The sequence below is a fragment of the Bradyrhizobium sp. CCGE-LA001 genome, assembly GCF_000296215.2.
Classification (GTDB): Bacteria; Pseudomonadota; Alphaproteobacteria; order Rhizobiales; family Xanthobacteraceae; genus Bradyrhizobium.
The window spans coordinates 7037103-7058602 of sequence record NZ_CP013949.1; the positions used below are offsets into that span (position 1 = coordinate 7037103).

At 64.4% G+C, this 21500-nt stretch carries 19 protein-coding genes; 7 read left to right on the top strand and 12 right to left on the bottom strand.

Features of this window, described 5'->3' with window-relative positions; genetic code table 11:
* The first annotated feature begins 103 nt into the window (after nucleotides 1-103).
* Nucleotides 104-1717 carry a DUF882 domain-containing protein gene (locus tag BCCGELA001_RS32095; RefSeq protein ID WP_060737107.1) on the top strand — a complete coding sequence of 538 codons (1614 nt, stop codon included), beginning with the start codon at nucleotides 104-106 and terminating at the stop codon, nucleotides 1715-1717.
* Between the two features lie 120 nt (nucleotides 1718-1837).
* Here BCCGELA001_RS32095 and BCCGELA001_RS32100 read toward each other — a convergent pair whose 3' ends face one another.
* The 4 genes from BCCGELA001_RS32100 to BCCGELA001_RS32115 all read right to left on the bottom strand — a co-directional run bounded on the left by BCCGELA001_RS32100 (nucleotide 1838) and on the right by BCCGELA001_RS32115 (nucleotide 4936).
* Nucleotides 1838-2263 (bottom strand): hypothetical protein, encoded by a 426-nt coding sequence (locus BCCGELA001_RS32100; RefSeq protein ID WP_060737974.1) that lies wholly within the window; start codon nucleotides 2261-2263, stop codon nucleotides 1838-1840.
* Nucleotides 2264-2309: 46 nt separating this feature from the next.
* Nucleotides 2310-4076 (bottom strand): adenylate/guanylate cyclase domain-containing protein, encoded by a 1767-nt coding sequence (locus BCCGELA001_RS32105; protein ID WP_060737108.1) that lies wholly within the window; start codon nucleotides 4074-4076, stop codon nucleotides 2310-2312.
* A gap of 85 nt (nucleotides 4077-4161) precedes the next feature.
* Complete coding sequence (locus BCCGELA001_RS32110) at nucleotides 4162-4434, bottom strand: DUF2312 domain-containing protein (protein WP_008546273.1); 273 nt, start codon at nucleotides 4432-4434, stop codon at nucleotides 4162-4164.
* 196 nt (nucleotides 4435-4630) lie between these two features.
* Complete coding sequence (locus BCCGELA001_RS32115) at nucleotides 4631-4936, bottom strand: DUF1244 domain-containing protein (protein ID WP_008546274.1); 306 nt, start codon at nucleotides 4934-4936, stop codon at nucleotides 4631-4633.
* Nucleotides 4937-5106: 170 nt separating this feature from the next.
* Here BCCGELA001_RS32115 and BCCGELA001_RS32120 point away from each other — a divergent pair, with 170 nt between their 5' ends.
* Both BCCGELA001_RS32120 and pyk read left to right on the top strand, forming a co-directional pair.
* Complete coding sequence (locus tag BCCGELA001_RS32120) at nucleotides 5107-5697, top strand: DUF1036 domain-containing protein (RefSeq protein ID WP_060737109.1); 591 nt, start codon at nucleotides 5107-5109, stop codon at nucleotides 5695-5697.
* Nucleotides 5694-7130: a pyruvate kinase gene (gene pyk / locus BCCGELA001_RS32125; protein ID WP_060737110.1), complete on the top strand. Its 1437-nt coding sequence runs from the start codon at nucleotides 5694-5696 to the stop codon at nucleotides 7128-7130. The genes BCCGELA001_RS32120 and pyk overlap by 4 nt, the downstream gene beginning before the upstream one ends.
* A 148-nt stretch (nucleotides 7131-7278) precedes the next feature.
* On the opposite strand, the gene BCCGELA001_RS32130 is transcribed toward pyk, so the two are convergent.
* Nucleotides 7279-7959, bottom strand: coding sequence for a TetR/AcrR family transcriptional regulator (locus BCCGELA001_RS32130; RefSeq protein WP_060737111.1), 681 nt, complete (start codon nucleotides 7957-7959; stop codon nucleotides 7279-7281).
* A 117-nt stretch (nucleotides 7960-8076) separates the two neighbouring features.
* Here BCCGELA001_RS32130 and BCCGELA001_RS37710 point away from each other — a divergent pair, with 117 nt between their 5' ends.
* Together BCCGELA001_RS37710 and BCCGELA001_RS32135 are read left to right on the top strand one after the other, a co-directional pair.
* Nucleotides 8077-8271, top strand: a complete 195-nt coding sequence (locus tag BCCGELA001_RS37710; protein ID WP_144441604.1) for a hypothetical protein — start codon at nucleotides 8077-8079, stop codon at nucleotides 8269-8271.
* A 236-nt stretch (nucleotides 8272-8507) separates the two neighbouring features.
* A complete protein-coding gene (locus tag BCCGELA001_RS32135; RefSeq protein WP_008546293.1) occupies nucleotides 8508-9233 on the top strand; it encodes a hypothetical protein in 726 nt (241 codons plus the stop codon).
* 161 nt (nucleotides 9234-9394) lie between these two features.
* Here the strand turns inward: BCCGELA001_RS32135 and BCCGELA001_RS32140 are convergent, their stop codons facing one another.
* Entirely contained in the window at nucleotides 9395-9559 is a 165-nt protein-coding gene (locus tag BCCGELA001_RS32140; RefSeq protein WP_014439808.1) for a Flp family type IVb pilin, read from the bottom strand.
* Nucleotides 9560-9946: 387 nt separating this feature from the next.
* Between BCCGELA001_RS32140 and BCCGELA001_RS32145 the strand changes: the two genes are divergently transcribed.
* Complete coding sequence (locus BCCGELA001_RS32145; RefSeq protein WP_060737112.1) at nucleotides 9947-11437, top strand: hypothetical protein; 1491 nt, start codon at nucleotides 9947-9949, stop codon at nucleotides 11435-11437.
* Nucleotides 11438-11493: 56 nt separating this feature from the next.
* Here the strand turns inward: BCCGELA001_RS32145 and BCCGELA001_RS32150 are convergent, their stop codons facing one another.
* Both BCCGELA001_RS32150 and BCCGELA001_RS32155 read right to left on the bottom strand, forming a co-directional pair.
* Entirely contained in the window at nucleotides 11494-12447 is a 954-nt protein-coding gene (locus BCCGELA001_RS32150) for an ABC transporter substrate-binding protein (RefSeq protein WP_083543546.1), read from the bottom strand.
* A 170-nt stretch (nucleotides 12448-12617) separates the two neighbouring features.
* Complete coding sequence (locus tag BCCGELA001_RS32155) at nucleotides 12618-14345, bottom strand: cache domain-containing protein (protein WP_008546301.1); 1728 nt, start codon at nucleotides 14343-14345, stop codon at nucleotides 12618-12620.
* Nucleotides 14346-14668: 323 nt separating this feature from the next.
* On the opposite strand from BCCGELA001_RS32155, the gene BCCGELA001_RS32160 reads away from it, so the two are divergent.
* Nucleotides 14669-15532, top strand: a complete 864-nt coding sequence (locus tag BCCGELA001_RS32160) for an alpha/beta fold hydrolase (RefSeq protein ID WP_008546303.1) — start codon at nucleotides 14669-14671, stop codon at nucleotides 15530-15532.
* A gap of 866 nt (nucleotides 15533-16398) precedes the next feature.
* On the opposite strand, the gene ftsH is transcribed toward BCCGELA001_RS32160, so the two are convergent.
* The 4 genes from ftsH to pal form a co-directional block, all read right to left on the bottom strand.
* Nucleotides 16399-18324 (bottom strand): ATP-dependent zinc metalloprotease FtsH, encoded by a 1926-nt coding sequence (gene ftsH / locus BCCGELA001_RS32170; protein WP_008546307.1) that lies wholly within the window; start codon nucleotides 18322-18324, stop codon nucleotides 16399-16401.
* 279 nt (nucleotides 18325-18603) lie between these two features.
* Complete coding sequence (tilS, locus tag BCCGELA001_RS32175) at nucleotides 18604-19659, bottom strand: tRNA lysidine(34) synthetase TilS (RefSeq protein WP_060737975.1); 1056 nt, start codon at nucleotides 19657-19659, stop codon at nucleotides 18604-18606.
* Between the two features lie 82 nt (nucleotides 19660-19741).
* Entirely contained in the window at nucleotides 19742-20821 is a 1080-nt protein-coding gene (gene ybgF, locus BCCGELA001_RS32180) for a tol-pal system protein YbgF (protein ID WP_060737113.1), read from the bottom strand.
* 187 nt (nucleotides 20822-21008) lie between these two features.
* Complete coding sequence (pal, locus tag BCCGELA001_RS32185) at nucleotides 21009-21497, bottom strand: peptidoglycan-associated lipoprotein Pal (RefSeq protein WP_035704649.1); 489 nt, start codon at nucleotides 21495-21497, stop codon at nucleotides 21009-21011.
* Nucleotides 21498-21500: the final 3 nt, after the last annotated feature.

Genomic DNA, 21500 nt, shown 5'->3' on the forward strand with positions numbered 1-21500 from the left:
AAGGTCAACCTCAAATTAACCTTCTCGCTTTAAGAAAGCGTTCATCCTCTTTCGCGCTGCTACGGGGTTGGCGGGAGAGTCCATTTGAACGCTCGTCGACTGGGTGGGCTCATACGTGCTGACTGGTCTCGCACGCCAATTCGTTGTGCTGTCGTTGTCCCATGCGGGAGTGAAGGCCGGATCCCGGATCGGCCTTGCTGCCGCACTGTTGCTTGCCGCCGCAGGCTCGGTTCATGACGCCGCCGCGCTGAACGAGACCAAGACGCTCTCCTTCCACCACACCCATTCCGGCGAAGACCTCACCGTCACCTTCAAGCGCGACGGGCGCTATGACGAAGCCGCGCTGAAGCAGCTCAACCACTTCCTGCGCGACTGGCGCACCCAGGAATCGACGGTCATGGACCGTCGCCTGTTCGATATCCTGTGGGAAGTCTATCGCGACGTCGACGGCAAGCAGCCGATCCAGATCATCTCCTCCTACCGCTCCCCCGCCACCAACGCCATGCTCCGCCGCCGGTCCTCCGGTGTGGCACGCGCCAGCCAGCACATGCTGGGCCATGCGATGGACTTCTACATTCCCGGCGTGCCGCTGGAGCAGATCCGCTTCGCCGGCCTGCGCCTGCAGCGCGGCGGCGTCGGCTTCTACCCGACCTCCGGCTCGCCCTTCGTTCATCTGGACACCGGCAGCGTCCGGCACTGGCCGCGCATGACGCATGACCAGCTCGCCCGCGTCTTCCCGGATGGAAAGACCGTGCACCTGCCGACCGACGGCGTGCCGCTGAAGAACTATGAGCTCGCCAAGGCCGAGATCGAGCGACGCGGCAGCGGCGATGATTCCGGCAGCAAGACGAATTTCTTCGCCGCCCTGTTCAAGGGCAAGTCGGCGGCTCCGGCCGCCACCGACGAGGACGACGAGGGTGCGCCGGCCCCGGCCGCAAAGCCGGCAGCACCGACCGTCGTCGCAGCCGCTGCCAAGCCCGCCGAACCGGTGCCGACGCCCCGCGCCAAGCCGCAGATCGCCGCCACGATCCAGCTCGCCTCGGCCGATGCGCAGATCGTTGCGCCTCCCAAGCCGAAGCCCGTGGCCGACAAGCCGGCGGCTACACGGTCTGCCGACGCCAAGCCCGAGACGCCGGCGGATATCATCAATGCCCGCGGCTTCTGGGATGACGTCCCGGCCGCGCCGCAGCAGGCAACGCCGGCTCAGGTGGCCGCGCTGAAAGCGCGCCAGGCGCTCGCTGCCGCCACCGACGCGCACCCGACCGCCAGCGTCGCCAGCGCAACTCTTCAGGCCCTGGCTTACGCGCCGGCCGCTTCCCCGGTCGACCGCGCCAACGTCGTCGCCGCCTCCGCACCGATCCCGCGCTCCACGCGGCCCCGCAACGTCGCCCAGGCGACCGAGATCAATACGGTGGTCGGCAAGAGCATCGACGGCATGGTCGCGACCGCGACCCGCCTCTCGGCCGCCAAAGGCGAGAGCATCTGGCTGAAAATCGTGATGCTGTCGCCGAGCGCCAGCCGCGCGATGTCGGTGACGCTGATGGGCGAGCTCGATACCGCGGCGCTGCGTGGTTATTTCGTCAAGCCGCAATCCGTGATCGCGATGGGCTTTGTCGACGATCCGATGCAGGGCCTGTCCTGCGAGACGTTCTCCGGCAGCGCCACCGCCAAGCTCCCGACGACGTCGTTCGTCATGCGGACGGCGGCGCTGCGCTGATAGCAGCGACAATTTCCAAACACTCGATCTCGTAGCCCGGATGAGCGAAGCGACATCCGGGGAAGCTGCGTGTGCTTGGGAATCCCGGATATCGCTTCGCGCATCCTGGCTACGAGTGCCCTAACGCGCCCTCTTGCTCCGCGGGTCGAGGTGATACGTCAGCGCCAGCGACAGACAAACCGTGAGCTCCCGCGTGCGCAGCTTGCCCGCCACCGGCAACAGCAGCGCCCTCGTCTGCCAATACTCGAACTGTTCGGGAAAGCGTTCGCGGAAGGTGCCGACCAGGGTCGTCTTGCAGTTGAACAGAATAGCGGCGTGTTCGGATCCCTTCAGGCGGCCAAGCCGGATCGTGCTGCCGCTGCCTGTCTCCTCAGTCAGATAGGCAGGCTCGCCCCATTTGAGCGTTTCGCTGAGCCGTCCGACCTCGTCATGCGCCGAAGCCGTCGCAAAGATCAGATCGCGCACCTGCAGGAGCCGCTTGCGCATCGGCACGGGAAAGGCGTCGAAGGCCCGGCGCACCTCGGGCAGCAACAGCGGCTCAGTCACGGTCTCACTCTCGATGATCGCCAACCGGTTTCCGCTGCGCGCCGGATCAAGCCGGCAGGCCTGCCTGGAGAAGGCCCGCCTCATAGCGCTGACGATCGACGTTTTGCTTATAATGCTGGGTCGAAAGATGATTGGCCACCGAAAATGCCGGTTCACGCTTGAGAACTTCGGCCGCATGCGCGCCCGCCGCCACCGTGTTGCCCATTTGCGCGAAGATGCCCGCAAGGAACGCGTGATGGGTGTGATCGGGCCGTGAGATCCGCGAGAAAGCTTCGGCGGCTTCGGCGTACTTCTCGGCACAGTAATAGGCCCGCCCGAGATGGCTCCAGAACCGTTCCGGATGATAAGGGTTGAGCCTCATCGCCTTCTTGATCCAGTCGATGCCCTCTTCCGGCCGCCCCAGCCAAGTCAGCAGCTCGCCCTGCTGCACCACCACGAGATCATAGTTCGGGTTGAGCGCGAGCGCGCGCTCCTGGTGATAGGCGGCCTTGTCATGGTCGTCGCGGTTCAGATTGAGCGCCGCGAGGATACGGTGAACGTCGCTGTCATTGTCGTCGAGAACCAGCGCGATCTCCAGCTCGGCGGCCACCTGCTGGAAGGTGGCGTCGCGATCGGCGCACCAGCCATAGACCCAGCTCTGGCCCAGGACGCACGCCTTCCACGCATGTGCGTGAGCATAGTTCGCATCGAGCTCGATCGCCCGCTCGAGCAGAAGCCGCGCACGTGCGTTGTCTTCGCGATTGGAGCGGTGGTGCAAGATCTTTGCGGCCAGAACGCATTCATAGGCTGCCATGTTGTCCGTTGGCTTGCGGTTCGCCCGATCGTGCGTGGCCGCCTCGACGCGGCCGGGCAACGTGGCGGCGATGGCGCGCGTCATCTCGTCCTGGATCGCGAAGATGTCCTTGAGCTCGCCGTCATATCGCTCGGCCCAGATATGCCGATCCGTTTCCGCATCGATGAGCTGCACGGTGACGCGGACACGATCCCCGGCCTTTCGCACGCTTCCCTCGATGACGTAGTCGACACCGAATTCGCGGCCGACGTCCTGCACCTTTACGGCCTTGCCCTTGTAGACGAAGGTCGAGTTGCGGGAGATGACGAGCAAATCGTGGAAGCGTGAGAGCTCGGTGATGATGTCTTCCGTGAGTCCGTCAGCGAAGAATTCCTGTTCCGGATCGCCGCTCATGTTGGCGAACGGCAGGACGGCTATGGACGGCTTCCTCGAGCTACCGGATGGCGCTGCGGAGAGCCTTGCTCCATCTTGCTGACTTGCAGGCCGCTCCGGCAGCCGAATCCGAAAAACACGGATCGGGCGCGCAATGTTCTTGACGTTCTGTTCGCCGAGATCGTCGAATTCAACTCCGTCGAGCCGGTCGCCGACCTGATCGCGCACCGCGCCCGAAACGCAGATCCCTCCGGGCTCGGCGAGCGCCTCCAGCCGCGCAGCGACGTTGACGCCATCACCGAAGATGTCGTTTTGATCGACGATGACATCGCCCAGATTGATGCCGATGCGGAATTGTATCCACCGTGGCGGCGGGACATCGGCATTGCGCCGCGCCATGCGGCGCTGAACCTCCGCGGCGCACAATACGGCGTCGACCACGCTGTGGAATTCCACGAGCAGGCCATCACCCGTCGTCTTGATGATGGTGCCGCGATTCTTGGTGATGGCGGGATCAATGAGTTCGACCCGATGGGTCTTGAGGCGCGCAAGCGTACCCGCCTCGTCGACCTCCATGAGCCGGCTAAAGCCGACCATGTCGGCGGCGAGGACCGCGGCGAGCCTGCGCTCTGGTCCGGGCACATCCATCGCTCGGTCCTTTCGCCGCGCACTGTAGCAGACGAAGGGATTTCGCCAAGCTTGGTGCGCTGCAATGGCGACCGGGCGGTGCGCCTCAGATCATGCCCAGCGCCTGCATGTAGGTCTCGAGAATGGTCTCGGCCTCGGCGCGCTCGTTGGGGTCCTGCTTGCGCAGGCGCACAATGGTGCGCAGTGCCTTGACGTCGTAGCCGTTGCCCTTGCTTTCGGCATAGACGTCGCGGATGTCGTCGGAGATCGCCTTCTTCTCTTCCTCCAGCCGCTCGATGCGCTCGATGATGGACTTGAGCTGGTCCTTGGCAAATTTCGTCGCGGGCTCGTCGTCGCGGACGGCGGCGGAGGTGGCCATCTTGGTACTCCCAATGGAACTGGCAAAACGAGGTGACGCCGGCATCGTCACCGCGCGTGCTGGGTAGACCCTTAGGGTTGGCGCCACCTGCGTTCAAGCAAGCATCACGCTCGTCCACAGCGCGCCCACACCTTCCTGCGGCGAGGCGAAGAAAGCTGTTGTGTGGTGCGACTCAGGCGATGCGCGCCGGGGCTATTCAATGCCCGTGCGGATGGACCTTCTTCATCGCCTCAAGCTGCTCGGGCGTGGCCGCGCCTTGGTATTTCGCCTTCCAGGTCTCGTAGGGCATGCCGTAGACGGCCTCGCGGCTCTCGTCCTTGCTCAAGCTCACGCCCTGGGCGTCGGCGGCGTCCTTGAGCCAGTTGGACAGGCAGTTGCGGCAGAAGCCGGCGAGATTCATCAGGTCGATGTTCTGGACGTCCGTTCGCGTCTTCAGATGATCGACCAGGCGGCGGAAAGCGGCTGCCTCGAGCTCCGTTCTGGTTTTGTCGTCGATTGCCATGGCTGGATCCCTTGAGGCTGACCTTGTTGACGGTCACCCTTAAGGGATCAGGTGGGCCCTGTCACAGATTTTGCCATATCCCGGCGCAAACGGACCCCGAACCGGGCCGTCCGGGCGGCACCCTGCCCCCTACGCCAAATCGCCAATGATCTGATATAGCTTCCGCGACAATGATCGCCGAATCTCCCCGCTCCCCCCTTCGCCTGCTCGCCCGGTTGGTCCCGGTGCTGGCGGTCGCGCTGCTGTGCTGCTGGAGCAGCCCGGCATCGGCCGATTTCCGCCTCTGCAACAATACGTCGAGCCGGGTCGGGATCGCGCTGGGCTACAAGGACGCCGAGGGCTGGACCACCGAGGGCTGGTGGAACATCTCGTCCCGGTCCTGCGAGACGCTGCTGCGGGGAACGTTGGTCGCCCGTTACTATTACATCTACGCCATCGACTATGATCGCGGCGGCGAATGGTCGGGCCAGGCCTTCATGTGCTCGCGCGACAAGGAGTTCACCATCCGCGGCACCGAGGATTGCCTGGCACGCGGCTACGACCGCACCGGCTATTTCGAGGTCGATACCGGCGAGCAGCGGGCCTGGACCGTCCAGCTCACGGATGCCAACGAACAGCCGGCGCAGCAGCGCGTGCCCGGCCTGCCCGGCCCGGTTGGACCGGGCGGGGTTCCGGGTTTGCCCAATAGCCCGCCCGGTGGTACGCCCCCCGCGCCTGGCCTCCCGCCAGGCGCTGCCCCCCCGTCTGGAAGTAAGCCATGAGGCGCCTTCGCCGTATCAAGATTCTCGCGACGCTCGGACCCGCCTCCTCGGACCTCGCGATGATCCGCCGCATGTTCGAGGCCGGCGCCGACCTGTTCCGTATCAACATGAGCCACACCCCGCATGACAAGATGCGGGAGCTGGTGGCGACGATCCGCAACGTCGAGAGCAGCTATGGCCGGCCTATCGGCATCCTGGTCGACCTCCAGGGCCCGAAGCTCAGGCTCGGCTCCTTCGCTGACGGCGCGGTCCAGCTCCAGAACGGGCAGACCTTCACGCTCGATTCCGACAAGGCGCCGGGGGATGCCACGCGCGTCCACCTGCCGCATCCGGAGATCCTGGCCGCGCTCCGGCCGGGCCATGCCCTGCTGCTCGACGACGGCAAGGTGCGCCTGATCGCCGAGGAGACCTCCAAGGAGCACGCGGTGACGCGTGTCGTGGTCGGCGGCAAGATGAGCGACCGCAAGGGCGTCAGCCTGCCCGACACCGACTTGCCGGTCTCCGCCATGACGCCGAAGGACCGCGCCGACCTCGAGGCGGCCCTCGTCACCGGCGTCGACTGGATCGCGCTATCCTTCGTGCAGCGCGCCGACGACGTGATCGAGGCCAAGAAGATGATCCGTGGCCGCGCCGCGGTCATGGCCAAGATCGAGAAGCCGCAGGCGATCGACCGCCTGGCCGACATCATCGAGGCCTCCGATGCGCTGATGGTGGCGCGCGGCGACCTCGGCGTCGAGCTGCCGCTGGAGCGCGTGCCGAGCCTGCAGAAGCAGATGACGCGGATGGCGCGCCGGGCCGGCAAGCCGGTGGTGGTCGCGACCCAGATGCTGGAATCGATGATCCAGTCGCCGGTGCCGACCCGCGCAGAAGTCTCCGACGTCGCCACCGCGGTCTATGAAGGCGCCGACGCCATCATGCTGTCGGCGGAATCGGCGGCCGGCAAATTCCCGGTCGAGGCAGTCTCGACCATGAACCGCATCGGCGAGGAGGTCGAGCGCGACCCGACCTACCGCTCCGTGATCATGGCGCAGCGCCCCGCACCGGAATCCACCGCAGGCGATGCCATCGCGGACGCCGCCCGGCAGATCGCCGAGACGCTCGACCTGCCCGCTCTGATCTGCTGGACCAGCTCGGGCTCGACCGCGGTGCGCGTGGCACGCGAGCGGCCGAAGCCACCGATCGTGGCGATCACGCCGAACATCACCGCCGGCCGCAGGCTCGCCGTGGTCTGGGGCGTGCACTGCGTGGTGGCCGAGGATGCCCGCGACCAGGACGACATGGTGGGCCGCGCCGGCCAGATCGCGTTCCGGGATGGCTTCGTCCGCGCCGGCCAGCGCGTCATCATCGTCGCCGGCGTGCCGCTCGGCATTCCCGGCACCACCAACATGGTGCGCATCGCCTCGGTCGGCCCCGAGGGCGACGCCAACATCTGATTTTTCGGCCGCTCGCACCAAACTGCGAAAACAACCCCGTGCACAGTAGAAGGCGCGCCCGGCGCCGGTGCTGTGGTTCTTTCGAAAACTCCTGCGCGAGCAACGGCCTGAGCGCAATCAGGCCGCCATTCCGCTTCGCGCCGCGAATTTACGCGCCGACCAGCGCCTTGGCGGTCGGCAGAAGCGTCTGCTGAACCACCAGACCCCGGGCGCGGGCGTCCATGACGCCGACGGCGCGCAGCGCCAGCAGCGTCACGGTCTGCACCGCATCGCGCATCTTGACGGGATCATCGAGATTGTCGGGCGCGAGCGGTCCGACCAGCGCCTCATGCAGGGCGCCGAGCAGCGCGGTGGCGGCGAGCGCGGTATCCTGCGCCGGCAGATGACCGGCACGCACGGCGGCGTCGATGCGCGAGGCGATCTCGCCCGCGATCTCGCGCCGGCTGGCAAGGCGGGAGGCGCTGACATCGACATCGACGGGCTCGGCCAGGATGCCCCAGGCCAGCCTGCGCTGCGACAGCGTATGGACCGCCACGGTGGTGACCGCGGCCGCCAGTGCCGAGGACGGCCCCGGCGCGGCGTCGGCCGCCCGCCGGATCGCCGCGAGCTCGTCACGGGAGACCTCGGCAATGAGCTCGGAGATCAGCTCGGCCTTGGAAGGGAAGTAGCGGTAGACCGTGCCGGCCGCGACATTGGCCCGGACCGCGACCGGCGCAATCTGCACCGCCGCCATCCCGCCTTCCGCCGCAGCCTCCCGCGCCGCCGCCAATATCGCACTGCGCCGGGCCGCAAGGCGCTTCACCACTTGATGCGTCCGCCGATAAACCATGGCGCGCTTCCTGTCCCACCCACGCCGGCCGCACGCCCTGCGGCCGAACGCTTCGTCACGCCGAAAGATGCAAATCGCCCCACAAGGACTGAACAACTATTCACGGGGGATGACAAGATGGAAATGCGTGAAGCGTCATTGCGAGCGGGCTGGAGCGCCGAAGCGCTGGCGCGGCATGTTGCCGAGGCCAATCTTCAAAATGGTCGCAATGCCACGAGCAAAACGAAATCGTCAACTTTATCGTCCGTCCATCTTCAGCGAACCGCCCGCAAGACTGAACGAGCATTTTCTTCGAGCGTCTCGGACTGCTAGTTCACATTGAAGCTGGATCGTTGCCCTCTACTTGCGAGAGCGCATCTTCAGGATGCGTTACGAAAATTTGCCCTTATGGGTTTATTTACGTAGATCCCAGCCGGACGTTGACGCTCGCCGGTGCGCAGTGTGCTGATGGGGCCGACCTTTAGCGCTGAGTTAGGCCAAAAAGTTCGAACAGCCTTCGGGCGCTGCCAAGCCACGGCGGAAGCCTCATCGAGGAAGGAGCGCGCGACATGGGTCGGTTTGGGGGCCTCGCTCTCATTGCCTTTCTAACGCTGACGCCAGATTACGCGGCAGCCGCCGAACTATTCTCGGTGCGTTGTGAAGGTGGCGTTCCCGCCCGCCCTTACTTCGCGACGTTCGACGTCGATGCAAAAACGATCGTCTTTGAAACGCCGCCTATAAACATCGAAACAAATTTCGGCATCAATGCGCATTCGGAAGAGATCATTTCCGCAACCGATGGAAAGATCGAATTCATGCTGCGCGTCCGTCCGGGGCGGATTGACCTGATCTTTGATCGCAATAAGAAGACGATGACTTGGCCGGGATTCGACGACCCCACCTTTCGACCCACATTGACCCATCAGTGCACAGTCACGCCGCCGAGAAGCATTTTGAGCTTTTGGGTTCGCGATCCTACTTTGAATCCGATCTCTGTCCGCTGTGAACACACAGGCGCGGTGTACTTCACGATGGATGCCACTTCGAAAACAGCACTCTATGAGCGTGGCAGGGAAGGAAGAGGTTTTCGCGGCGAGGTTACGGATGCCGGCCAGGATGAGGTCACGCTATCCATGAATTTCGATGTCCCGCGCCGTGTCGTGTGGAGCAGAAGTCGCCAGACCATCACGATCGAGGGCATCGATGGCGATGCATCGCGGCCTCGTACGGTCGTGCAATGTCAAGAAGCCCCGCCTCGAACAATGATGGAATTCTACAGAGCCCCACAGCGGTAAGAGCCGCCTCACGGCGGCAACGATCAACGACATAGCGGACGTAACGCATCGGAGGGGCTGGCGGTTTTACCGTGCGGAGATACGCCAGCCAAGGCACTCAGCCCAAAACAAAGGAGCCCCGTCAGGGACGGGGCTCTCGAAATTCTCTGGGTCGTCCGATCTTACTTCAGGCTGGACGAGATCGAGCCGAACTTGGTGTTCAGCGAGGTGCCGAGGTTGTTGACGACGGTGATGATCGCGAGCGCGATGCCGGCGGCGATCAGGCCGTATTCGATGGCGGTGGCGCCGGATTCGTCCTTCACGAAACGCGAAACGAGGTTCTTCATAGACTGCTCCAAGGAGTAAACGGGGCTACAAAAATGGTCTGGTCTTCTCGGCTTCCCAGCGCCGCCCGACCATGAAACGAACCTAGAGGCAAAGAATTTCGTCGCAGTTAATTCGGCTGCGTAAACAGGGAGCGGTTTGCACGTATTCGCCGACGGTAAACCGAAATTGAAAACAATCGGTTAAATTGTCGAAACCTGAGGACCGCCCAAAGCTGCCGGTTTACCCGAAGTTATGACCGCGCATGCTCCAATGCCGCCCGCTCGGACCGACGCACGACAGGGCTCATCGCGCGTCTGGTTAGCGTTCGAGCATGATCTTCCCCAAGAGCGCAACGCGCTCTTTTCGGATCATGCCCGGCCGACAAGAACAACAGGACGACGAGGCGGATGTCCCTTTCCTTTGCCAACAGCATTGCGGTGCAGAGCCGCGCCCGCACCCTGGTGCCGCTATGCGTCGGTGCCGGCGCCTATCTCTTCTTCCTCTTTGTCGGCGACACCCTGCTTCAGGACTCCGACTCGTTCTGGCAGATCAAGATCGGGCAATGGATCCTCGATCACGGCGCCATGCCCACCAACGATCTCTATTCCTTCACGCGGACGGGCGCGCCATGGATCTCGACGTCGTGGCTGTCGCAGGTGATGTTTGCGTTCTCCTACGCGCAATGGGGCTGGGCCGGGCCCGTGATCCTCACCGCCGTCGGGATGGCGCTGTCGGTCGCGATCCTCGTCCATCTGCTCGACGCGCAGATCGAGGCGCCGCGCGCGGTGCTGTTCGCGATGCTGGCGCTGCTGCTCGCGCTGCATCACGTGCTGGCGCGTCCGCACATCCTGGCGCTGCCCGTGATGGTGGCGTGGGTCGGTCTCCTGATGGCGGCCGCCGACCGCAGGAGCGCGCCGTCCTGGACCTGGCTGCCGCTGATGGCGCTGTGGGCGAATCTGCACGGCGGCTTCGTGCTGGGCCTCGCGCTGATCGGACCGATCTCGCTCGAGGCGGTCGAGCATGCCGAGAAGGGCAAACGGCTTCAGCTGTTCCTGCGCTGGGTGCTGTTCGGCATCGGCGCCCTGGTCGCGAGCTGCTGCACGCCTTACGGCTGGAAGACGCTGATGGGCGCGACCGGCATCCTCGGCCTCGGCGAGCTGCTGTCGGTGATCTTCGAATGGATGCCGGCGAACTTCGCCACCTTCACCGCATTCGAAGGCGCGCTGCTCGGCCTGATCGCGCTCGGTTACTATCGCGGCCTCGTGCTCTCGGCGCCCCGGATCTTCCTGATCCTGTTCCTGACTTGGAGCGCGCTGACCCATGTCCGCAGCATCGATGCCTTCGCCTTCCTGGTGCCGCTGGTGCTGGCCAAACCGCTCGGCGAGATGTTCGGCCGCCCGCCCGCCGACGCCACCGGCTCCGACCGCTGGGCGGCCCGCTATCTCACCGCGCTCGGCGCGCTGATGATCGTGGCGGCGAGCTGGACCTCGACCTCGCTCTACATGAACCACCACCGCTTCACCTTCACGATGACGCAGACGCCGGTCGCGGCGGTCGACCTGCTCGAGAAGCTCAAGGTACAACGCATCTTCAACGCCTATCAATTCGGCGGCTATCTGATCTCGCGCGACATCCCGGTCTTCGTCGACGGCCGCGCCGAGCTCTATGGCGAGAAATTCGTCATGGACTTCTTCAAGGCGACCGAGGGCAAGAAGCCCGAGCTGCTGCCGCGCCTGCTCGACGAATACAAGATCGACGCGACGCTCCTGGTCGCCGATGCGCCGGGTCCGCAGATCCTCGACCAGCTCAAGGGCTGGAAGCGGATCTATGCGGACGACATCGCGGTGATCCATGTGCGGGAGAACGCCGACGGCGGGGCGACGACGTCGTCGAAGTGAGGCGCGGCTTCAAGCGCATCCCCTCGGACGGCACGCCCTCCGCTCGGACGCGTGGTTTACTCGAGCACCTCATCTGCGCCGGCAACGAATGCGGAGGAGAACGCGTGACCTAGCAGTTTGGCTGCCTTCAAGTTGATCACGAGCTCCACCTTGGTCACGAGCTGGACGGGAAGATCAGAAGGCTTCTCGCCCGACAGGATCCGGCCGGCATAGATCCCCGCGCGCCGGTGCGACTGCATGAAATCTCCGCCATAGCTCATCAAGCCTCCGGCAATGGGGAAGTCCCGGGTTTGCGTGATCGCGGACACGCGATACTTCATCGCGAGAGCAGCCAACCGCGAGCTGCGAAAGGCAAAATAGGGGTCGGAGGTGAACACAAGTCCACCTGCCCCGTCCCTGGTCACGGCAGCGAACACAGATTCAAATTCATCTTCCTTGCTTGCACCCGAAACTTCCAATCGAACACCCAGCGTGGCTGCAGCTGCGTGAAGCTTCTGCAATTGTGACTGTGCGGTCGGGCTTGTCGGGTTGACGACAACCATCAGTTTCGTCGCCGTGGGCACCAGGTCGCGCATGAATTCAAGCCGCTTTGGCGAAACGTCGACACTCAGGCTCGAAATCCCCGTGATGTTTCCGCCCGGCCGCGACAAGCTATCGACCACGTGTAGCTGGACGGGGTCGCCGCCCATCTCGAAAACGATCGGCTTGGTCGTGCTCGCAGCTTTCGCGGCAAGTGCCACGGGCGCGCCGCCGGGAGCCACGAGCACATCCACATTGCGGGCGACCAGTTCGGCCGCCAACGCCGGCAACCGGGAATATTGTCCGTCCGCCCATTGGAATTCGATCTTTACATTGCGGCCCTCGACAAAGCCGGCTTCTCCCAGTCCCTGGTGGAAAGCCTGAAGTCGGCTGGCAAATAGCTCGGGCGACTCCGGACAGAGATAGCCAATGACCGGCATGGAGGGCTTCTGCGCATGCGATCTCGTCATTGACATCGCGACGCCTGCCATCAAGAGCAGGACATCACGCCGCTTGACGCGACGTCGCAGCATTACCGCTCGAGAGTTGGCGCACCTCATGGCTACGAACCCGCTGCCGTCAGCCGATTGGCAGAGCATAGCCCCGAACACTCGAGCAGTCCCCAACTGGATGACGTTGGCGACCCGGTGGTCAGCCTCTGTCAGAGAGAATGGAAGGATATCCCGAAGACCGGAATAGCTTCGTCGAATCCCTTGATTTTGTGCCCGCCAAGCTCCTCAACGGGTCGCTTGCCCTTGACGTCGGCGGCGACCTTGGCGTCGATCAGGATTTCCTTGTCTGCGGCAGATGCGCACAGTCGGGCCGCGAGATTCACGACGCTGCCAATGGCGGTGTAATCGAGCCGATCCTTGTAGCCGATCCGGCCGACCGTCGCGGGCCCGCTGGCAAGACCAATTCCGAAACCAACGTGGTAGCCACGGGACCGCCAGCCGGCGATGAGGGCTTGCACGTTCTTCTGCATGTCGACCGCGAGATCGATGGCTCTCAGAGCAGGCTCTTCGATCGCGACGGGAGCGTTCACCAGAACCATCAGCCCATCTCCGGAGAAGTTGACCAGCGTTGCCTCGAATTTTGCGATGACCCCGCCAAGGCTCTCATAATATTCCGACAGGACGCTCATGACCTCTTCAGGCGCAGCTCCTGCTGAAAACGCGGTGAAACCGCGGAGATCGCAGAAGACAACGACGACTTCCGTACGGCGGCCGTCCAGCACACTGTCGTCGCCGGCTCTATCGACGAGATCGGCGACCTGAGGGGCAAGGAAACGCTTGAGCCTGGCTATGCGCTCCTGGTGCTGCTGCGCCAGCTCCAACTCGGACGCCATTCTGTTGAAGCTGTCTGCAAGGCGCTGAAACTCGTCCCCGGTGTGTATTGAGATGCGGTGGTCAAAGGACCCGGCACCAATCTTCTCCGTGCCCTTCTCGAGCAATTTGATCGGCTCCGTCATCCGGTCCGCCAATGCATAGGCCAGAACCCCCGCAAGTAAGCTGCTGATTGCGAGAAGCATTGCGGTCCGCCACAGTGCGGCATAGATCGGCGCGTAAGCTTCGGATAGCGGCTGCTCGACCACGACTGTCCAATCGGGGCCCTGTACTGGTGCCGCGCTGGCAGCGACATAGTGCCCTTGTGCATCCCGGCTCGTTGCGAACCCCCGTCCCGGCCCTATCGCGTCCCGAACGGCCCGGAAACGTTCGGAGGTTGCTTCTTCCGCCCCACGCAGAACGAGGCTGATGTCGGGATGGGCGATAAGGCGGCCCGATCGGTCCAGGATGAAGGCGTAACCGGTCTTTCCAAACTTGATCGCCGAGATCACATCCCAAATCAGCTTGAGGTTGACTTCGGCCACGACGGCGCCGACAGCCGGCCGGTTGCCGACAATCGCAACGGTGAGGTACGGTTCGGAGCCTCTGTTGTAGCTGACGTCGCTGAACCAGATCTGGGTTGCGCGCGCACCGATCAAAGCGGGGTCGGCTGACCGGTCCGCGCGGCTCTCAATTCGATTGAGGCCAATCCGCGAAATGTAAAGACGCTCCCGACCATTGCCGTCGATGAGCGTGAGACTGGCGATGGCAGGCGCCTGTCGAAGCAGGCGCAACGCGTCGGTTCGCCGGCGTTCGTCGGGCTCCTCGGTCCACGGAAGCTGGACCAGCCAGCCCAGCTGAGTTGTGATCCCGTGGATGAAATCGTGTATTTCCGCGGCCGCTGATGCCGACTGGAGACCAAGCCACTGGTCAAGCCTCGCGCGCTGATCGCGATAGCCGAACCACCCTTCGATAACGCCGGCAAAAGCCAGCGGGGTTGCGACAGCCACGAAAAGCGCGAGCAAGTATTTACGAAAGAGGCTGCGAAACCGATCTTGAGGAATCATGATCCGGTCTCCTGGACAATCACTATAGGTACTATGGCTTAGAATAACATGCCGCTCCGCCCTCCAGCGCAGTTCATTCAATATCCGGACGCGCCACGGTGCAACGTTTGTCACCGCGTCGCCTGCTCGCGATCTCCATAGTGGCGATGACGCCGCAGACCTAGCGCGCGTCCGCTTGAACCCGGGTGTTGCGCGGTGACATGGACCGCCTCTGTCCGGCAAAGGATCACGCGGCTTCACATCTCGGTGGTGGACCATGTTGCGACGTGAGGCATCCGCCGCGCCATGCGGTAATATCCGATGGTCGAACAGGAAGGCGTCTCATGCGGCTCCGCAATCTGGTCATCGCACTTCTCGTCATGGTCTCGATCGGCACGGCGCGTGCGACGCCGCAATGGCTACGCCTGCCGCCGACGCCGACTTTGCCCAAGGCGGCCCAGAGCGGCCTCGCGCCGATCAACGGGGTCAAGATCTGGTACGCAAGGTTCGGCCGCGGGCAGCCCGTGCTGTTGCTGCATGGCGGCCTCGCCAATGCCAATTATTGGGGCCATCAGGTCCGCGCGCTGCAGCGGCACTATCAGGTCATCGTCATGGAGAGCCGCGGCCATGGACGCAGCAGCCGTAACCAGGAGCCCTATGGCTACGATCTGATGGCCTCGGACGTGATCGGGCTGCTCGACCATCTCAAGATCAGAAAGGCCGCGATCGTCGGCTGGAGCGACGGCGCGATCATCGGCCTCGACATCGCCATGAAGCACCCGGAACGGGTGAGCAAGCTGTTCGCCTTCGCGGCGAACTCGGATCCGTCGGGCGTTGCGGACATCGCGACGAGCGACGTCTTCAATGCCTACATCGCCAGGGCCGGCGAGGAATACAAACGGCTCTCGCCGACCCCGACCGAATACAAGAGTTTCGTCGCCGACATCACCAAGATGTGGGAGAGCCAGCCGAAATGGACGGCTTCGGATCTCGCTTCCATCAAGGTCCCGACCTGGATCGTGGACGGCGATCATGACGAGGCGATCAAGCGCGAGAATACCGAGTTCATGGCGGCGAACATTCCGGGCGCCGGCCTGCTGATTCAGCCCGAGGTCAGTCACTTCTCGTTCCTGCAGGATCCGGAACAGTTCAACGATGACGTGCTGCGTTTCCTCAGGCGCAAGATGCCAGAGGCTGCCGCAAAGTGACGGCATCGTCGCTCGAGGCAAAGCCTTGTCCGCCGCATATCCAAGAGCGAACGGAAAGCCCACCGTGTCTGTGCAATGACGAAAAATGGTGGGCACGACGCTACGCGCCTTTGCTCACCCTACGAAGCTGGTGCCTCGCTATTGGCTCCAAGACACCAGTTCGTCGTGCCGGCATGATCAACCGGGGTGCGGATTGCACTCCGCGAGGTCAACCTCACGGCTGACGTCCATGCGAACTGACCGATCCGCGATGGCTGGCGGACTTTGGGAGGGATTTGACCGAACTCCTGCTTCCAACCCGATGCACACGATCAGGCGTTTTGCTGTAGAGTTCAGTTCAAGAAGACTTTGTCAGGGGAGCAGGAAATGCGTAAGCAGCGGATATCGCTACCATGCTTGACCATATTGGCCGTTCTCTGCAGCCTGGAAGCTAGGGCGCAGCAACAGGTTAGATCTGAAACGCCTCAGGAGATGCTCTCTGCCCAGATTCGCTCGCAAGGCTTCATCTGCGAGAAGACCCTCGGAGCAAAACTGGACAAGAAACGCTCCCGGCCAGATCGTGATGCCTGGGTTCTTAGATGCAGCAATGCGACGTATAGGATCACGCGCGCGCCGGATATGGCGGCCAAAGTCGAAGTGCTCCGTGACTGAACCTTGAGGACGCCAAATCGCCTGGCACGACTGAACACGCGAATGTTGGTCCTCGCGAACAAGGTGATCGCGTAGGTCCAATCGTGGTCGGTGAGCGAACATGGTAGTTCGCAATAAGCGAGTCACTGAACATGCCCCCTCGCAAATGCGCCATGGCCCAATAAAAAACGCGGCGTTGCCGCCGCGTTTTTCAATTCGATCGGGTCGCCTTGAGCTTACGCCTGGGGCTGCGGCTCGAGGCCGGGATCCGCATCGGGCCGCGGGCGCGGCGACTTGCCGGCAGGGGGCACGGCGGAGGCGCGCGGGGTGGTCGGCTCGAGCACGGACTCGCGGTTCGGCTTCTTGCCCTTGAGCAAGTCCACGATCTCGTCGCCGGTCAGCGTTTCGAACTCGAGCAGGCCCTTGGCCAGCGCCTCGAGGTCGGCGTGCTTCTCGGTGAGGATGCGGGTCGCCTCCTTGTAGCCTTCCTCGACCAGACGCTTGATCTCGGAGTCGATCTTCTGGACGGTGGCTTCGGACGCGTTCTGCGTGCGCGATACCGACATGCCCAGGAAGACTTCGTCCTGGTTCTCGCCATAGGAGACAGTGCCGAGCTCTTCCGACAGGCCCCAGCGCGTCACCATCATGCGGGCAAGGCGCGTGGCCTGCTCGATGTCGGAGGCGGCACCCGAGGTCACCTTCTCGCGGCCGAAGATCAGCTCTTCGGCGACGCGGCCGCCCATCATGATGGCGAGGCGCGAGGTCATCTGCTCCAGCGACATCGACAGTTTGTCGCGCTCCGGCAGCTGCATGACCATGCCGAGCGCGCGGCCGCGCGGGATGATGGTCGCCTTGTGGATCGGATCGGTCGCGGGCACGTTGAGGCCGACGATGGCGTGGCCGCCCTCGTGATAGGCCGTGAGCAGCTTCTCTTCCTCGGTCATGACGAGCGACTTGCGCTCGGCGCCCATCATCACCTTGTCTTTGGCTTCCTCGAACTCGGCCTGGGTCACCATCCGCTTGTTGCGGCGGGCGGCGGTCAGGGCAGCCTCGTTGACGAGATTCATCAGGTCGGCGCCGGAGAAGCCCGGGGTGCCGCGCGCGATGGTCTTGAGGTTGATATCCGGCGCCAGCGGCACCTTGCGGACATGAACCTTGAGGATCTGCTCGCGGCCGACGACGTCGGGGTTGGGCACCACGACCTGGCGGTCGAAGCGGCCCGGACGCAGCAGCGCGGGATCGAGCACGTCGGGGCGGTTGGTGGCGGCGATCAGGATCACGCCCTCGTTCGCCTCGAAGCCGTCCATCTCGACCAGCAGCTGGTTCAGCGTCTGCTCGCGCTCGTCATTGCCGCCGCCGAGACCGGCACCACGGTGACGACCGACCGCGTCGATTTCGTCGATGAAGATGATGCAGGGCGCGTTCTTCTTGGCCTGCTCGAACATATCACGGACGCGGCTGGCGCCGACGCCGACGAACATCTCGACGAAATCGGAGCCGGAAATGGTGAAGAACGGCACGTTGGCTTCGCCCGCGACCGCACGCGCGATCAGGGTCTTACCGGTGCCGGGAGGGCCGACCAGCAGCACGCCGCGCGGAATGCGGCCGCCGAGGCGCTGGAATTTGCCGGGATCGCGGAGGAATTCGACGATCTCCTGCAGGTCCTGCTTGGCTTCGTCCACGCCGGCGACGTCCTCGAAGGTGACGCGGCCGTGGGCCTCGGTCAGCATCTTCGCCCGCGACTTGCCAAAACCCATCGCCTTGCCGGCGCCGCCCTGCATCTGCCGCGACAGGAAGATCCAGACGCCGATCAGGGCAATGAAGGGCAACCAGGAGACCAGCAGCGAGACGAACCACGGCACGTTGTCGCCGGGCGGCTTCGCGGTGATCTGGACCTTGCTGTCATAGAGGCGCTTCACCAGCGTCGGGTCGTTCGGCGCATAGGTCTGGAAGCTGGAGCCGTTGGTGAAGGTGCCGTGGATATCCGGCCCCTGGATCACGACGTCGCGCACGTTGCCGCGGTCAACTTCGCTCAGGAGCTGGGAGAAGGCGATGTCCTGCGAGGAGGCGCGCTGACCCGGATTCTGGAAGAGCGTGAACAACGCCAATAGCAGCAAGACAATGATGACCCAGAGGGCGAAATTGCGCAGATTGGCGTTCATCGATCTTCCTTCGTGGTCGCGCGGATCGCGGCCTGATCCTTGGGCAAGTTGATTAGCTCAGTGCGAGGAAATCCCAAGGAATCCTCATCGTTAGACGGATACAATTTAGGTGCCGCCCCGGTCGCTGCCAAGGGAACGAGATGGGACTATTTAGCCCATCTTACCGCGATTCCCGCTGAAATAATGGCGCCGAAACCGGGGTTTTTCCTGCCTGGTTAAGGTGGCCTGACGGCGCGAAGGCGAATTGGCCGGTGTCATGATCCGACCTCATGCCGCGCATCATGGACCTTTGCGCCGGCGGGCCGGCGCTGGCGCGATCTGGATACGCCCGCCGGCCAGGCTGATCAAGGCTCCCGCGAGGGTTTGCTTCAGGACCGGCCGGCCATTTGCGGCCGCTCCGGGACCGGCCATCGCCCGGTCGAGCGCAGACATCAGGTTTTCGACCTTGCCGAGTTCCGCGGGCCCCTCGTGCCCGAGCGCGTCGATGGCCCGCAGCAGCAGGCGCAAGCGAACCTCCTCCGGCAGAACAGCAAAAGCCGAGGCCTCGAAGCTTCGCATGCCCACCTGCGGCGCAACGTCGCGATCCCGCAAGCGCAAGAAGCGCTCGGCGCCATCGGCCAGCACCTCGACCGCTGCATTGGCGCGCGCCAGCCTTGCCGCGAGCCGCGCGAGCGTGCGCGCATCGCCGCCCTCGGCCGCGAGCAGCGGCAGCAGCGCGCGCAACCGCGGTCGGGTGAAGGCGGTGTCGCGGTTGGTGGGGTCGTCGGCAAAGCCGACCTTCGCCCGCTTCAGGGTCGCGATCAGTTGCGCCTTGGGAACATCGAGCAGCGGCCGCACCAGCACGATGCCGTCGCGCTCGCTGACGCCGGCCATCGCCGAGAGCCCGCCAAGCCCGCTGCCCCTGAGCATGCGCATCAACAAGGTCTCGGCCTGGTCGTCCCGGGTGTGGGCAGTCAGCACGTGGCTGGCGCCCACGGCCCGCGCGGCTTGGGTGAGCAGGCGGTAGCGGGCCTCGCGGGCAGCCGCAGGAAGCCCCGTCTTCGGCTTTGCGCCACGCCAGCGCAGGGTCCGGTGCGGCAGTCCAAGTTCGGTTGCCAGGCGCTTGACCTCGCGCGCCTCGCGCGCCGCTTCCGGGCGCAGGCCGTGATCGACGGTGACGACGGTGAGCTCAGGGCCGCGCGCAAGAGCGCGCCGCCAGCGCGCGGCGAGCCACATCAGCGCGACCGAGTCGGGCCCGCCGGAGACCGCGAGCACCAGCGCCGGCGCAGCCTTCAGGTCGGCGAAGAGCCGCCTCGCCTCACGCGCGGAGATTGGTGAATTGTCGTCGTCTGACATGACGCGGCCCGGCATCATCGGCGGATGGTCCGCAATGTTTAGCGCAGCACCATCCGCATTGTCAGGACCCGGACGCCTGGTGTCAGCACTTCACCCGCTTCTGCTCGCGGTCGACCGCGGCTTTGACGCCGGCGGAGGCGCGCGGATATTTGCGGCCGACCTCACCGAAGGCGGCGCAGGCAGCCTCTTTCTCCTTCAGGGCGGCAAGCGACTGGCCGAGCCGCAACAGCGCGTCCGGCGCCTTGGCCGATTTCTCGTATTTGGTGGTGACGGCGAGGAAGGCTTCCGCGGAGTCGCGATATTGCTGGCGCTGGAAGTAGCTCTCGCCGAGCCAGTATTGCGCATCGCCGAGCAGCGGATCGCTCGGGTATTTCTGCGCGAAATTCTTCATGGTCTGCTCGGCCAGCGCATAGTCCTTGCGCTGCATGTAGCCGATGCCGAGATCGAACTCGTCGCGCGGCGTCGCCGAGGGCGGCAGCGTGGTCAGGCCGGCGCCGCCAGACGGTGCGGGATAGCCGGATTGGGCCGGCGGATAGCCGGGCCGCGCGGCCGGAGGAGCAGCCTGCTGCTGATAGCGGGGGCTGGTGTTGGCGAGATCCAGCGGCTCGCCGGCGCCGCGGCCGCCGGGCGCTCCAATGGGGGGACCCGCCGGCATCGGCTGCGGGCCGCCGCCGAGCGCGCGCGGCGCGCCGGGCGCGTTGGGATTCTGGTTCGGATCGAAGGCATCGCCGCGGCGGCGCGTGCCGGGGGCGCCGGGCGCCGGCTGCTCCTGCACGATCGGTGCGGGCGCGGCGATCTGCGGCTGCTCGTAGTTCGGTTGCACGGCCTGCTGCTGCGGCTGTTGCTGGCGATATCCCGGGGCGACTTGGCCTTGTCCGATCTGAGCGGGCGGCATCGCCGCGACGCTGGGCGCCTGTCCGGGCGCAGCTTGTGCGCCACCTTCGAGCGCCCGCAGCCGCTCCTCGAGCTGGCGGTTGCGATATTGCAGCTCTTCGTTCTGGCCGGTGAGCTGGCGCAGCTGGTTCTCCAGCCGCTCGATCCGCATCTCGGGATCGGCATCATCGGACTGCGCAAAGATCGATTGTGCAAGCGCGGGCGAGCACAAGGAGAGCAGCGCGGCAGTCGCCACGGTGCCGGTAAAGACCTTAAATCTGGATGACATCTTGCCCTGACGACAAAAGCGAAATGGCCTGCGACGGAACATTCGAGGCGCCACACATCGAAGTGGAGTACGCCAAAAATGTGACTGGTACCAAGGGGTTTCTGTCACAGAATGCTGAAACGAAACCGGCGCCCGAGAGGGCGCCGGCATAATCGGTTTCTAAAGATGAACGGCGGCTGACTGATCGTCAGGAGCTCGCGTTCAAGACGGTGACGGCGCGCCGGTTCTGCGACCAGCAGGAGATGTCGTTACAGACGGCGACCGGCCGCTCCTTGCCGTAGGAGATCGTGCGCATGCGGTTCGGATCGATGCCGCGCGAGGCGAGGAACGAACGCACCGACTGGGCTCTGCGAGCGCCGAGGGCGATGTTGTATTCGCGGGTGCCGCGCTCGTCGGCATGGCCTTCGATGGTGAAGCTGTAGCGCGGATAGGTCTGGAGCCACTGCGCTTGCTTCTCCAGGGTCACGATCGCCTGCGGGGTCAGATCGGTCTGGTCGCTTTCGAAGAACACGCGGTCGCCGACATTGACCACGAAGTCCTGCTGGCTGCCGGGCGTCGCCGCGTTGGCCATCGCATCCGTCGCAGCATTCTTGTTGGCGCAGGCGCCCATCGACAGCGCGACGGCAAGCACCGCGACCAGCTTCAATCCCTGGAGGATACGCATAGGATGTTTCATTCC